General features: G+C 62.8%; 11 protein-coding genes and 2 pseudogenes. 8 read left to right on the plus strand and 5 right to left on the minus strand.

All coding sequences use genetic code 11. The features are described 5' to 3' along the window. Window positions 1-139: 139 nt before the first annotated feature. Together RIN13_RS05580 and RIN13_RS05585 are read right to left on the minus strand one after the other, a co-directional pair. Window positions 140-580: pseudogene (locus tag RIN13_RS05580) on the minus strand (PTS sugar transporter subunit IIA); the annotation flags it as partial. A 60-nt stretch (window positions 581-640) separates the two neighbouring features. Then, window positions 641-1,360, minus strand: a pseudogene (locus tag RIN13_RS05585) (TetR/AcrR family transcriptional regulator); the annotation flags it as partial. Between the two features lie 160 nt (window positions 1,361-1,520). Between RIN13_RS05585 and ptsP the strand changes: the two are divergent. The 3 genes from ptsP to RIN13_RS05600 all read left to right on the plus strand — a co-directional run bounded on the left by ptsP (window position 1,521) and on the right by RIN13_RS05600 (window position 5,064). Next, on the plus strand, window positions 1,521-3,206 hold the full coding sequence (gene ptsP, locus RIN13_RS05590; RefSeq protein WP_309106351.1) for a phosphoenolpyruvate--protein phosphotransferase: 1,686 nt from the start codon (window positions 1,521-1,523) through the stop codon (window positions 3,204-3,206). 62 nt (window positions 3,207-3,268) lie between these two features. After that, the gene (locus tag RIN13_RS05595) at window positions 3,269-3,688 is read left to right on the plus strand and encodes a helix-turn-helix domain-containing protein (RefSeq protein WP_309106352.1); all 420 of its coding nucleotides are present in this window, start codon (window positions 3,269-3,271) and stop codon (window positions 3,686-3,688) included. Window positions 3,689-3,789: 101 nt separating this feature from the next. Continuing rightward, window positions 3,790-5,064, plus strand: a complete 1,275-nt coding sequence (locus RIN13_RS05600) for an FAD-binding protein (RefSeq protein ID WP_309106353.1) — start codon at window positions 3,790-3,792, stop codon at window positions 5,062-5,064. 48 nt (window positions 5,065-5,112) lie between these two features. Here the strand turns inward: RIN13_RS05600 and RIN13_RS05605 are convergent, their stop codons facing one another. Continuing rightward, entirely contained in the window at window positions 5,113-6,333 is a 1,221-nt protein-coding gene (locus RIN13_RS05605; protein WP_309106354.1) for a helix-turn-helix domain-containing protein, read from the minus strand. A 243-nt stretch (window positions 6,334-6,576) separates the two neighbouring features. Between RIN13_RS05605 and ald the strand changes: the two genes are divergently transcribed. After that, complete coding sequence (ald, locus tag RIN13_RS05610; RefSeq protein WP_309106355.1) at window positions 6,577-7,695, plus strand: alanine dehydrogenase; 1,119 nt, start codon at window positions 6,577-6,579, stop codon at window positions 7,693-7,695. A 69-nt stretch (window positions 7,696-7,764) separates the two neighbouring features. Here ald and RIN13_RS05615 read toward each other — a convergent pair whose 3' ends face one another. Both RIN13_RS05615 and RIN13_RS05620 read right to left on the minus strand, forming a co-directional pair. After that, window positions 7,765-8,838 (minus strand): Gfo/Idh/MocA family oxidoreductase, encoded by a 1,074-nt coding sequence (locus tag RIN13_RS05615; RefSeq protein WP_309106356.1) that lies wholly within the window; start codon window positions 8,836-8,838, stop codon window positions 7,765-7,767. A 247-nt stretch (window positions 8,839-9,085) separates the two neighbouring features. Next, window positions 9,086-9,691, minus strand: a complete 606-nt coding sequence (locus RIN13_RS05620; RefSeq protein ID WP_309106357.1) for a helix-turn-helix domain-containing protein — start codon at window positions 9,689-9,691, stop codon at window positions 9,086-9,088. A gap of 124 nt (window positions 9,692-9,815) precedes the next feature. On the opposite strand from RIN13_RS05620, the gene RIN13_RS05625 reads away from it, so the two are divergent. The 4 genes from RIN13_RS05625 (at window position 9,816) to RIN13_RS05640 (ending at window position 13,284) form a co-directional block, all read left to right on the plus strand. Continuing rightward, window positions 9,816-10,379, plus strand: coding sequence for an NADPH-dependent FMN reductase (locus RIN13_RS05625; RefSeq protein ID WP_309106358.1), 564 nt, complete (start codon window positions 9,816-9,818; stop codon window positions 10,377-10,379). A gap of 207 nt (window positions 10,380-10,586) precedes the next feature. Further along, a complete protein-coding gene (locus tag RIN13_RS05630) occupies window positions 10,587-11,411 on the plus strand; it encodes a GerMN domain-containing protein (RefSeq protein WP_309106359.1) in 825 nt (274 codons plus the stop codon). A 92-nt stretch (window positions 11,412-11,503) separates the two neighbouring features. Next, a complete protein-coding gene (locus RIN13_RS05635; RefSeq protein WP_309106360.1) occupies window positions 11,504-12,796 on the plus strand; it encodes a PLP-dependent aminotransferase family protein in 1,293 nt (430 codons plus the stop codon). A gap of 56 nt (window positions 12,797-12,852) precedes the next feature. Further along, window positions 12,853-13,284: a universal stress protein gene (locus RIN13_RS05640; RefSeq protein WP_309106361.1), complete on the plus strand. Its 432-nt coding sequence runs from the start codon at window positions 12,853-12,855 to the stop codon at window positions 13,282-13,284. Window positions 13,285-13,354: the final 70 nt, after the last annotated feature.

The following is a 13,354-nucleotide window of genomic DNA, read 5'->3' on the forward strand; positions in this document are numbered from 1 at the left end:
CCCTGTTTGTCTCCCCACCGAAGTAGGGGGCTGAAAACCCTCCCTCACCTTTCGCTCTATCTGCGCGAATGCTCTCCCTCGAACTGAAGGAGGGTTCGCCAAAAACCTGCGAAAGGTGAGGGAGGGTCAGGGATGTGTCTTAGGCGCCTCTGGAGTTGACCTTCGCAAACAGCTCCAGCACTTCGTCCACGGATGTTGCGGCTTCAAGCTGTGCCACTTGGGCCTTTTCAGCAAAGACTTCGGCAATTGAGGAGAGGATGTACAGGTGCTCATCGCTGATGCCGGCGACACCGACCACGAACTTGACCTCTTTACCGTTCCAGTCAATGCCGTGCGGATAACGGACCACGGAAACCGCGGATTTTTTGATGTGATCCTTTGCGGCGTTGGTACCGTGCGGGATCGCGAGGTAGCTGCCCATGTAGGTGGAGACCGCTTCCTCGCGCTCGTGCATAGCCGTGATGTAGCCGCTGTCCACTGCACCGCGGTCCAACAGCAAGCTGCCGGCTTCAAAAATTGCGGCATCCCGGGTAGTGGCCGTCCCATGGAGGATCACGCTGCTCGAGGCAAGGATCTTTGACCCACCTTCTCTGGCTTCGGATGCAGGCGCGTCGACCCCTGTGGCAGCGCGGAGGCTGCCGGAGCTGTTAGAGATGCGGTGAAGCCATTCGAGGAAGAGCTTGAGTTCTGAGCTTGAGAGCTGATCCGAGTGCGAGGCCTGGAGCGCGGCATTAAGGGCAATGGCGGCAACCACCACTGATGATTTGCCGGAATCATCCGGTGCCGCCTCTTTGGCCTCGTCCGTGGACACCGCGAAGATCATGGCGTCCCGCGTCATGGTGGAAAGTTCAAGGTTGCGGTCTGCAATCGGCTCCGCGATGAGCATGAGAGTGACACCGACGTTGGCTGCCAGAATGCTTCTGGCCGCTTCCCGTGGAGGCACGTTGAGCTGGCCCGTGACGGCCGCCTTGTTCAGCATTTCCTCCATCAGGGCTTCAGCATCGGCCACGATGGAGGGACGTCTTTCAGGCCGGATATTGCCGAACATCACGAGGTACAGCTCGGGCTGGTTGAGCCCGAACTCGACGTGGTTGTCCCACATCCGCCGGATATCCTCCAACGGTTTGCCGGACGGGGCAAAGTCGCGTTCGCCCTTTACATATTCTTCGAAGCCAGCTGTAACAACTGCGTCGAACAGCCCTTCCTTGTCGCCAAAGTGGTGATACAGCGTGGGTGCCGTAACCCCTGCCAGCTGGGTGATCTGCCGCGTGGATACAGGCGCTCCCGCTGATCTGGCGAGCAATTCAGCCGCCGCACGCAGCAGTCTCGCCTTAGGCGGTAACTGGCCATCGAAACTCATAGCCGCTACCCTAGCACCTATAGCGTTGCTATATGAAGTGCATCACATACAATTTTTTCAGAACTTTTTTCAGGCAAAGCAGCTACCGTCGGACGTAGCAGTACCGACTTCCAGCATCCGACGACGCAGCATGGTTACCGGCAGAGAATGAGGACCTTCAGTGCAGAACTTCCCAGGAGTAGGCGTAAGCCCCGGCCGCATTATTGGCACCATCCGCCAGATGCCCAAACCGATCAGCGAACCCATTGCTGGTGAGCAACTGCAGCAGGGGATCTCCGCAGAGGAGGCCACGGCGCAACTCAAAGCAGCAGCTAAGGCAGTGCATGATGAGCTCAAGGAGCGCGCCGTCAAGGCCACCGGGGATGGCAAGGCCGTCTTGGAAGCCACTGCACTTATGGCCACCGACACCATGCTCATCAAGGGCGCAGGCAAACTGATCGCTCGGGGAACGTCCGCCGAACGCGCCATCTGGGAATCAGGGGCGTCTGTCTCTGAGATGCTGCTCAATCTCGGCGGCTACATGGCCGAGCGCGCCACCGATGTCCTGGATGTGCGGGCCAGGATCGTCGCTGAACTGCGCGCAGTCCCCGCGCCCGGCATCCCCGAATCAGACACTGCGTTCATCCTGGTGGCCGAGGACCTGGCACCTGCCGATACCGCAACCCTCGACCCCAACAAGATCCTGGCGCTGGTAACTGCAGGCGGCGGGCCCCAGTCCCACACAGCCATCATTGCCCGCTCTCTCGGATTGCCGGCCGTCGTTGCCGCGGTTGGCGTCGATGAACTGCCGGACGGCACCGAAGTTTTTGTCGATGGCGCAGCCGGAACCGTCACCGCGGAGCCCGACGAGTCACTGCGTTCTTCCGCGGAGGCGTGGGCGGCAACGGCATCGCTGCTGGCAGAGTTCAGCGGTACGGGTTCGACGGCGGACGGTCACTTGGTCCCGCTTCTCGCCAACGTGGGAGGCGCTAAGGATGCTGTGGCTGCTGCTGCCCTCGGCGCCGAGGGAGTAGGGCTCTTCCGCACCGAATTTTGCTTCCTCGAACGCGATACCGAGCCCAGTGTCGAAGAGCAGGCGGCGGCCTACAAGGGCGTTTTTGATGCGTTCCCGGGCAAGAAAGTTGTGCTCAGGACCCTCGATGCCGGTGCCGACAAGCCCCTCCCGTTCCTCACCGACGCCACAGAACCGAACCCGGCCCTCGGGGTCCGCGGCTACCGGACCGACTTCACCACTCCCGGCGTCCTGGACCGCCAGCTTGAGGCCATTGGATTGGCGGCGAAAGACTCCGAAGCCGACGTGTGGGTGATGGCACCCATGATCTCGACGGCGGAAGAGGCTGCGCGTTTCGCCTCCATGTGCGCCGACGCGGGAATCAGCACCCCTGGCGTAATGGTGGAGGTTCCTTCGGCCGCTCTGACAGCCGAAGCGATCCTGCGGGAGGTCGGGTTTGCCAGCCTGGGAACCAACGACCTCACGCAGTACGCCATGGCCGCCGACCGACAGCTTGGTCCCCTCGCGGGCCTCAACACACCCTGGCAACCGGCGGTGCTGCGGCTGGTCGGACTGACGGTTGAGGGGTCGGTGGCAGAAGGCAACAACAAGCCCGTTGGCGTCTGCGGGGAAGCGGCAGCCGACCCAGCCCTGGCCGTTGTCCTCACAGGCTTGGGTGTTTCCACACTCTCCATGACTGCCCGCTCCCTGGCCGCAGTTGCCGCTGTGCTGAAGACCGTCACTCTGGCCGAGGCCCAGGAACTGGCCAAGCTGGCCCTTTCCGCTCCCAGCGCTACCGAAGCCCGGGCATGGGTCCGTGCCAAGCTGCCCGTACTGGAGGAGCTGGGCTTGTAGGGCTCAGCCGCCCGGGCAGCCCGTGTCCCCCCGGGCGGATACAGCCGGGTTAGTATTCAGCCATGGCACTGATAGCCCCACGGGTCACAGGCGCACTGCCCGCTGACGATGCCCGCAAGCTCAAGCGAGCCCTCGAGGGCAGCCACGACATCACTGTCTTTGTCGACGGCACTGTCCACCGGCTGCCCCCGCAGGCGAGGGACGCCGTCGTCGACGTCCTGACGCGTTTCAGTGAGGGCGACGCCGTCACCGTCAGCAGTGTGGAGGAAATGCTCACCACCTCGCGTGCGGCCGAACTCGCGGGGATATCGCATACCTATCTGCGCAATATGACAGATCGTGGCGAGATCCCGGTGCAGTACAGGGGCACGCACCGGCGGATCCGGCTGACGGACATCATGGCCTGGCTGGAGACGCAGAAGAAGTCCGTGGAATCGCAGGAATCGGAGGCGTCGAAAGACCCGGAAAACTCCGAAGCCTGACCGCACCTCGGCCGGTCATTGACAGCACGCTGGGTGCCTAAGCAGTATTGTGAGCGGTAACAATTTGGTCGGAGCCACGGGCTGCGGCACGAAAGGGAGTTATGCGCACGGAGCTTGATGAACTGAACTGGGCCGGCAACTACCGCTACGGAGCTCCCGTGATCCACCGGCCAGGCTCGGTGCAGGAAGCGCAGGAACTCGTCGCCGGCGCCCCGAACATCAGGGCCCTTGGCTCCCGCCACTCCTTCAACTCCATTGCCGATTCCGCGGGGGCCCTGCTCTCGCTGGAGGCCTTGGACCCCGCCATCACCATTGACCCTGCAGCGCGGACCGTCACAGTTTCAGGCGGAACGCGTTACGGGACCCTGGCGGAGGAGCTGGAGCGGAACGGCTTTGCCCTGCCCAACCTCGCCTCACTGCCGCACATCTCCATAGCCGGCGCCATTTCCACGGCAACGCACGGATCCGGCGATCGCAACGGCAATCTCGCTACCTCGGTAGCTGAACTCGAGCTGATTGGGGCCGACGGGAACCTTCGCAGACTTCGCCGCGGAGACCCCGACTTCGACGGCTCGGTGGTGGCACTCGGCGCCCTGGGCATCGTCACGCAGGTGACCCTGGACATCGAGCCCACCTTCTCTGTTCGCCAGGACGTTTTCGAGGCACTCTCCTGGGAGCAGGTGCTCGCGGATATCGACGCCGTCACCGGCAGTGCCTACAGCGTGAGTCTGTTCACAGACTGGCAAGGGGAGACGGTGGCGCAATCCTGGTTGAAGAGCCGCGGGTACGACGGCGGTGTCCCCAACGCCGCATACAGCGCCGGTTTTTACGGCGGCTCCCCGGCCCTTCGAGCAATGCACCCATTGCCCGGCTTCTCAGGCGAGGATTGCACCCAGCAGCTAGGCGTTCCCGGGCCCTGGTCCGAGCGCCTGGCACACTTCCGGATGGCCTTCACGCCAAGCAGTGGGGCCGAGCTGCAAAGCGAATACTTCGTGGCACGGGAGAACGCCACGGAGGCCATCGCCGCAATCCGGGGACTCTCTGAGCACATCACTCCCCTGCTGCAGGTCTCGGAAATCCGCACCATCGCCGCCGATCAGCTGTGGCTCAGCCCTGCCTACGGTCAGGCAACAGTGGGCCTCCACTTCACCTGGAAGCCCGAGCAGGCAGCTGTTGAGAAGGTCCTTCCGCTGATGGAGGAGAGGCTGGCCCCGCTGGGAGCCAGGCCGCATTGGGGCAAGCTCTTCCAGGCAGATGCAGCAGCCCTCGCGCCGCTGTATCCCCGTTTCGCAGATTTCATTTCGCTGGCCGAACGGGTGGATCCTGAGCACAAATTCCGCAACAGCTTCCTGGAAAGCAAGGTGTTTGGCGGCTAGCTCTTCGTACGCGGCAGGCCGGGCCCAAGCGAGGGCCGTGGCCCGGAATCAGATGCGTGGGCGGGAGGCCCAACGCCGCGCCTTGAGGGCCGCGTGGAGTTCCAGCCGCACCATTCCCTTGAGCGGATCAACTCCCAGCACCTGCCGGATCCTGCCGAGCCTGTTGTAGATGCTGCTCCGATGCAGATGCAGCTTGTCAGCAACATCCTGGACCGAACCGTCATTGTCGTAGAGCAGCTCAAGCACGGGGAGAAGCTCTCCGTTGCGGTCGTGGTCCTCCAGGAGATGGAAGTACACGGAACCTGCATCTGCCCACGCTCCTGTGCCGCCCCCGGCTGAGGCGAGCAGCTGGTACATCCCCGTATCGCGGCAGTCCACCAGCTCTCCGAGCTGCGGATCAACTGCTGCTGCCTGCGCCGCCTGCTTCGACTGACGATAGGCCTCGTTCAGCTCCCGCGGCTTACTGAAACCTTCACTGCAGCCAAGGATGATCCGCTGCACGGGCCGCCCGGCACGCTTGGCCAGCTCCAGCTGATAATGCACCAGGACCTGCGCGTGGCTGGCCCGGCCGACGGACTCCCGGAACAGCACCACAGCATGGGTTTCCGTGCCAGCACTGAACAGGGTGGAATCCACTCCGATGGTTGCCTGCAGCGCAGCAGACCTGTGGATGAGGGTGGACGCGATCGGATCCGGGCCTTCAGTCCAGCCATCGGCATCGATGATGGTCACCAACTGCCAAGGCCCCTTGCCCTGAACTTCCTTCCAGCCGGCGACGGCCGCCACAGCGTTGCTCTCCCCGGCGCACGCCTTAAGGAATTCCTGCTCACGTCGGCGGCGGAACTCTGATTCTGCCGTGTTGGACTCGAGCAGGAGGCCGGACAGCACCTCCAACTCGTCCCGGACGCCGGGCAGCTGACTCAGGATCGCCGTCGCGCTTTCATCTTCAAGGTCCTGTTGGACCCACAGATATCCCACGCGGAAACCGCGCACCAGCAGCGGGACGCAGACGCGGCCCAGCATCCCCAGGTCCTCGTTGGCAGGCACGACGACGGGACGCACCGCCGTCGCGATCCCGTGCGAAAGCTGCCAGGCGCTGACATCCGCCGGGACCCGTTTGCTCAGCAGGAAGTTCACCCGCACGCGGTCGGCGTGGGATTGGTTGGAGCTGTAAGCGAGCAGGACACCGTCGAGGTCCTCAAGGGAAAGCCCCCGCCCCAACTTGAGTGCCACGTGCTCGACGAGCTGTTCCACATCCTGTACCCGCATGCTGCAACAGTACTGCTCATGCGGCCTCGGCAACCCACCTTCCTGCACGAACAGGAGGCGACAGTTGACGCTAGAGGCTTCGACAAATGTCGAGGTCAATCTGCGCAAACCCGCGAAAACAGGCGGAAGTTGAGTTCTGTCCCGATAATTTCCATGTCGTGTGCCTCACAACCGGATTTATTCTGGAATCACATCCACAGATCCATCCTGGCCCTTACAAAGCCGCCGAACCTGGAGCCCAAAATGATCATCGGTATCCCCAAAGAGATCAAGAACAATGAATTCCGCGTGGCCATCACCGCTGCTGGAGTTCACGAATTCCTTATGCACGGCCACACAGTCCTGGTGGAACGCGGCGCAGGGCTGGGCTCGGGAATCACTGATGAGGAATACGCGATTGCCGGCGCCGAGATCGTGACTGACCCGGACGATGTCTGGGGCCGCGCAGACATGGTGATGAAGGTCAAGGAACCCATCAAGGCCGAATACCACCGGTTCCGCAAAGGGCTCATTCTGTTCACCTACCTGCACCTGGCAGCAGAGCCGGAACTGACCCAAGAACTAATCAACTCCGGCGTCACTGCCATCGCCTACGAAACGGTGCAGGAAGGCCGCACACTTCCACTCCTGGCCCCCATGTCTGAGGTGGCAGGCCGCTTGTCGGTCCAGGTCGGAGCCGCTTCGCTGATGGCCCCAGCCGGAGGCAAGGGTGTGCTGCTGGGCGGCGTACCGGGAGTCCGTCCTGCCAAGGTTGTGGTGCTCGGCGCCGGAGTAGCCGGAACCAACGCCGCGGCGATGGCACTCGGGCTTGGGGCGGACGTCACCATCCTGGACATCAACATTCCCCGCCTCCGGGAACTCGATGCCCAGTACCAGGGCCGCCTGAAGACGGTGGCGTCCAACAAATACGAGATTGAAAAGTCAGTAGTGGACGCTGACCTGGTGATCGGATCCGTGCTGATCCCGGGAGCCAAGGCACCCAAGCTGGTGACGAATGAGCTCGTTGCACGGATGAAGCCGGGCTCGGTTCTGGTGGACATCGCGGTGGACCAGGGTGGCTGCTTTGAGGACACCCACCCCACAACGCACCAGGAGCCCACGTACAAGGTCCACAACACAATCTTCTACTGCGTGGCCAACATGCCCGGCGCCGTTCCGAACACCTCCACCTACGCGCTCACCAACGTCACCCTGCGCTATGGCGTCGCGTTGGCGAACCTGGGCGTCAAGGCGGCCTTCGAGAAGGATCCCGCACTGGCCGCCGGCCTCAACATCGCCGCCGGCCATGTGGCCCACCATTCCGTGTCGGAGGCACACAACCTGCCGCTCGTCGCAGATTGGCACCAGTTGGTTAGCGCCTGATTTTCCCATCGACTGCTCCATTAGTGCCTTTTGATGCGTCAAGGGGCACTAACGGAGCAGTCGGTGGGGTTAAGCCAGCTCCCGGGCCTTTTCTATTAATTTGAGGACGGCGACTGCGTCTTGGGGGTTGACCGGGAGGGGAAGTGCAGAGGAGGCCCCGCCGTCGTGGATCTTTTCCCCCAGGAGCCGGTAGAACTCGGGGTAGGCACCACGTTCCGTTGGCAGCTTGTCGAGGTGGCCGTCGCGGCCGAGGGTCCCGGCCCACTCAGGGGCTTCGAGGCCATAGTCGAGGTCCAGCGGGCTTCCACCGGCCACGATGTAGGGTTCCTGGGGGTCCACGCCGTGCTTGGTGAACCCGCCGTCGCTGCCCAAAAGCCGGAAGCGGGGACCTTGCTGCGCGCACAGCATGTTCATCCAGAGGTGGCTGGTGACGCCGGAGTCGTGACGCAAGGCCAGGAACGCGTCGTCGTCCACGTTTTCGCCGGGGCGCCTGATCTGGAGTTCGGCGTGAGTGACCGTGGCCGGGCCAAAAAGCTGAAGCGCCTGGTCCAGAAGGTGGGTACCCAGATCAAACAGAACCCCTCCTCCTTGCTCGGCCGTCGCTTCAGCTTTCCAGGCTTTGGAAATCTGGGGCGACCAGCGCTCGAACCGAGATTCGAATCGGGCCACATGTCCCAGGGCGCCGTCGGCGAGGATGGTCCTGAGAGTGAGGAAATCTCCGTCCCAACGGCGATTATGGAAGACTGTGAGTACGCGCCCAAGGCGTTCGGCCAGTCCGATGAGTTCCTCGCCTTCACTGCTGCTCACTACAAAAGGCTTGTCGACCACGATGTCGAGGCCCGCTTCCAAGGCAGCCTTCGCAAGCGGAAAGTGGGTTGCCGGAGGGGTGCCCAGAACCAGCAGGTCGAGCTCCCCGGCTATCCCGAGGATGTCTTCGGGGGTGTCCACAACCCTCGTCGCCGGGTAGCGCTCGGAGGCGGCGGACTTCCGGCCGGCGTCGGAGGTTGAAATGACCTCGAGGGAGAAAGCAGGATTGGCCGCGATCAGCGGGGCGTGGAAAACGCTGCCCGACAACCCATACCCGGCCACCGCCGTTCGGATGGGGGCTGGCCGGCCGGCGTGAACGGAAGAGTCTGTAGTCATGGAGCAACGCTACCCCCGGACGCTCCCTCACATCCCGACCAAATTTCCCCAACCCTCCCTCACATCCGGGACCAAATTCCCAAACCCTCCCTCACATCCCGACCGCTAGGCACCCCCGGCGGACGAAACGTGAAGGAGGGTTCCCCCAAAACCCGCGAAATGTGAAGGAGGGTTCCCCCAAAGCCCCGAAACGTGAAGGAGCGTCCCCAAAAAACCCCCGAAACGTGAGGGAGCGTTCAGGGGCGGGCTAATCCTGGCGAACCACCCGTGTGACAAGCTCGCGCCACGATTCCGCCAGCCGCTCGGGAGTTATTCCTTGTGCCCTCACGGCATGGAGAATCCGGTCGGTATCAAGAGTTGCGCTCAGTGCTCCCGCCATGAGGTACGGGTCGGCGTTCATCCCCGCGGCCCTCAAAAGCATCTCGAGATGGCTGTGCCAGAGGAGCACGGCGGGCACCTCGAACTTGTTCCGTGTGGATGTTTCCGCGAGGCGCGCAAGGTCGCCAAACTCGAGAATGTAGCCGATCCGGCCACTTCCGAAGGCCACAAGTCTTTCAAGTGGCGGTGCCCCCGGCCCCAAAGGAGGAGGCCCAAACATAAACTTCCGCTGGAAGTCTGCCTCGGCGTCGCTCAAGAGCGTCATCATCAGTCCCGCCTTGCTGCCGAAGCGGCGGAAGACAGTTCCTTTGCCCACGCCGGCGCGAACAGCAAGCTTGTCCATCGTGAGAGACCCCACCCCGCACTCGTCCAGGAGCTCACGTGCCGCAACAAGCAGGCGTTCCCGGTTCCGGGCGGCGTCGCTGCGCTCTGAATCCTCACCCGGGGATCCGGAGCGGATTGGGATAAGGCTCACAAAAAACATTCTAGACCCGGGAATAAGATCCGGACCGCAGTCCGTTTAGATCAGGTGAAGGGCCCACAAGGCCTCCTAACCAACCGGCCGCCGCCTTCCGGTGGCCAGACAGAAGGAGTTTTTCATGTCAAAGAGCACCGTACTCGCCCTCGTCGGCAGCCTGCGCGCAGAGTCCACCAACCAGAAGCTTGCCGAGGCCATCCAGGTCAACGCCCCGGAGCAGGTCGAGGTCATCATCCACGAAAGCCTGGGAAACATCCCCTTCTACAACGAGGATATCGACGTCGAAGGCCAGGTGCCGGCCGCTGCGGCAGCACTGCGGGCCGCCGCTTCCGATGCCGATGCCCTGCTGCTGGTGACCCCCGAGCACAACGGCACCATTCCCGCCTCCCTGAAGAACGCCATCGACTGGCTGTCCCGCCCGTTCGGCGCAGGCGCCCTCACCGGCAAGCCGACCGGCGTCGTCGGAACCGCTTATGGTCAGTTCGGCGGAGTCTGGGCCCAGGATGAGACCCGCAAGGCTGTAGGCATCGCCGGCGCCCAGGTCATTGAGGGCGTCAAGCTCGCCGTGCCGGGTTCCGTGGTGCGCTTTGCTGAAATCCATCCGAAGGACGACGCCGAAATCGTCGGGCAGATCAAGGATGTCTTCAATGCGATTGCTGAGAGCAGCCCAGTCGCCGCTGCCTGATCTTTCCAGCTGATGTACGACGCCTCCCGGCCGCCGATTCAGGCAGCCGGGAGGCGTTCTGCATTTCAACCCTGACCCCTGAGGGCCAGACGTATTAAACCGTGACACAGCTGTCGCCGAACCGTCATCTGAAACATATTCCGCCCCTCCCCGCTGAGCCGTAACGTTGATATACGGATTGCAACGGGGCTGGAGGTGCGGGTTGTCATGAGGACCTCGCAGGGTTTCACGAGGGTAGCGGGATTGGCCTGCTGCCTGGCAATTCCCCTGTGGCTCGGAGGCTGCACCTCGTCGGACACCAGCTCCACCACGGGCGCTGCGGAAGGTTCAGCACTGAGCCAGCTGACACCGGCGCCCGCTCTTGCCGCACCCGAGCCGGAAGCCCAGCCGGCACCAACCCCTGTAACGGAGCCTGCTGAAGGGGGCAGCCCTCAGTTGGCACCCCGCGGAACGGCTGGGCCTTATCAGGAGCCTGCAGCCGAAACGCCACCGCCAGGCACCACGTCAGGAGGGTCTGCATCCACGGCCTCGTCGTCGCCAGGCCCGGCTCTTCCGCCTGAACCCTCCCCTACGCAAGGGGCCGCGCTTCCTGCGGGTAATCCTCCGGCTCCCGCTGCCAGTGCCCGGCAGTCCGGAACGGCCTACTTCGTTATGCTCGACGACGGCGGCAGTGGCGGAGTCCGCTTCGGCTGCAACGACAGCCTGGTGTCAGTACCCCTTGCCGCCCCACTCGCAAACGAACCACTCCAATCCGCTCTTCAGGCCCTTCTGCCTGGGAGCAGCGGCGGCGGCTCCGCCCCTGACGGGCTCTACAACTCCTTGGCCTCTTCCACGCTCAGCTTCGTCTCGGGTTACTTCGACGGATCCACAGTGGTGGTGAACCTTAGTGGCACTGTAAGTCCTGCGGGTACCTGCGACATCCCCAGGATTGAGGCCCAGCTGACACAGACAGCCGTCACGGCGGTAGGTGCAACACGGGCGGAAATCTACATCAACGGACGGCGACTGGCCGAGGTCCTCAGCCTTCGCTAAATCTGCAGCAGGCGGGAGCGTCGGCATCCCAACCTCACCGAAAGGCAACAGAGGTTGCATACTTAGCAACTGATGGTTGTATCCTGAGGAATGTGAGCCACGAGACACTGGATGCCGCAGCACAGTTGCTGCCCGCTGAAGCCGTTGAAGCAATCGAACGAGCGGCCACGTCCGCCCACCGCCACGAGGAACTCTTCTCGGAGCGCGCCGCCAACATCAAGCAGTCAGCCGTACGCGATGTCTTTGACATTTCCATGCGCCCCGGGCTGGTCTCATTGGCCGGAGGCAACCCGTACCTGCAGTCACTCCCGCTGGACCGGCTCGCAGAAACAGCCGCCGCCATCATCGCCGAACAGGGAATGATCGCGCTTCAATACGGCAGCGGCCAGGGCTCCCTGGAATTGCGGACACAGATCTGCGGGGTCATGGCCGAGGAGGGAATCCTTGACGCCGTTCCGGAGAACGTGGTTGTCACGGCCGGGTCGCAGTCGGCCCAGGACATCGCCGCAAAAGTCTTCTGCAACCCCGGCGACGTCGTCCTCGTAGAGAATCCAACCTATGTGGGTGCTCTGAATGCCTTTGAGGCGTACCAGGTGCAGGTGGAAACCGTTCCCATGGACGAAGATGGCCTTGTCCCTGAATTGCTGCGCGCGAAAATCGCTGCTCTGCAAAGTGCCGGGAAGAGAATCAAGTTCCTCTACACCATCCCCAGCTTCAACAACCCGTCAGGCATTACTCTCGCCCAGGAGCGCCGCCAAGAGATAGTTGATATATGCCGCAACGCAAATATCTTGATTCTGGAAGATAACCCCTACGGTCTTCTGCGCTTCGACGGGCAGCCTCTGGCCCCGCTGAGGAAGGATAACCCGGACGACGTGATTTACCTCGGCTCGTTCTCCAAGATCTTCGCGCCGGGATTGCGTGTGGGTTGGGCATTGGTCCCGGCACACCTTCAGCGCCGCTACTATCTGGCCTCCGAATCGGTAACGCTGTGCCCCCCTGCCTTCAACCAGATGCTGGTCTCTGCCTACCTGCGGGACTTTGACTGGAAGGGGCAGATCCGCACGTACCGCGGACTCTACGAGGAGCGTTGCCAGGCAATGCTGACTGCCCTCGAACAGCACATGCCTGAGGGCATGAGCTGGACGCGGCCCGAGGGTGGTTTTTTCGTCTGGGTTACGCTTCCGGTTGGAGTGGATACATATCCGCTGCTTCACAAGGCCATCGAGGCGGGGGTTGTTTTCATTCCCGGAGCAGCATTCACCCATTCGACTGAACCCTCCAACAAGCTCAGGCTTGCCTTCAGCGCGGTTCCACCCGAAGCCATAGACAAAGGTGTCCGCAGGTTGGCACCCGTGATGCGGGAAGCAATTGCAGCACTGTAGCCTGAAAACCATCCCGGGCTCAGCCCGGAGATGCATCGACTTAAAGGAGCAGGAATATGACCGGAATTATTGTTGTCGGCGTAGATGGCAGTGAAACGGCGATGAAGGCTGCCGAGACGGCCGCAGGTCTCGCCGCTTCCATGGGAGCCACCCTCCACGTGGTGAGTGCGTTCGACAGCGACCGCACTGAAGTCTTCGGAAGCGGGAGCGACCAGTGGATCGTCTCCGATGCCGGTGCAGCGGAGAAAGTTGCCCGCGGCGTCGCCGATCGCCTGCGGACACCGGAGTTGAACGTGACTTATTCCGCGGCGCGCGGAAAGCCGGCCGAGGCACTGATCAATGAAGCCGAGCGGAGTGACGCCCGGATGATCGTGGTGGGCAATCGTCGTATGCGGGGAATTGGCCGCGTGCTGGGCAGCGTGGCCAACAGCGTTGCTCACAGCGCGCCTTGCGATGTCTACATTGCCAAGACGGACGACGTCGCCTGAGGCCGCCCCACTTCCTCACCTTCGCGTGAAGCTCCTCCGGTTGCCATCAGTCACTGGAGGAGCGACCACA

This window comes from Arthrobacter sp., assembly GCF_031179985.1.
Taxonomy (GTDB): Bacteria; Actinomycetota; Actinomycetes; order Actinomycetales; family Micrococcaceae; genus Arthrobacter.

What these genes read in the sequence shown, in the direction of transcription:
- RIN13_RS05615 (WP_309106356.1), bottom strand. Translation starts at nt 8,838, where the DNA reads ATGACTACAGACTCTTCCGTTCACGCCGGCCGGCCAGCCCCCATCCGA.
- RIN13_RS05640 (WP_309106361.1), top strand. Translation starts at nt 12,853, where the DNA reads ATGACCGGAATTATTGTTGTCGGCGTAGATGGCAGTGAAACGGCGATG.
- RIN13_RS05625 (WP_309106358.1), top strand. Translation starts at nt 9,816, where the DNA reads ATGTCAAAGAGCACCGTACTCGCCCTCGTCGGCAGCCTGCGCGCAGAG.
- ald (WP_309106355.1), top strand. Translation starts at nt 6,577, where the DNA reads ATGATCATCGGTATCCCCAAAGAGATCAAGAACAATGAATTCCGCGTG.
- RIN13_RS05600 (WP_309106353.1), top strand. Translation starts at nt 3,790, where the DNA reads ATGCGCACGGAGCTTGATGAACTGAACTGGGCCGGCAACTACCGCTAC.
- RIN13_RS05595 (WP_309106352.1), top strand. Translation starts at nt 3,269, where the DNA reads ATGGCACTGATAGCCCCACGGGTCACAGGCGCACTGCCCGCTGACGAT.
- RIN13_RS05630 (WP_309106359.1), top strand. Translation starts at nt 10,587, where the DNA reads ATGAGGACCTCGCAGGGTTTCACGAGGGTAGCGGGATTGGCCTGCTGC.
- RIN13_RS05605 (WP_309106354.1), bottom strand. Translation starts at nt 6,333, where the DNA reads ATGCGGGTACAGGATGTGGAACAGCTCGTCGAGCACGTGGCACTCAAG.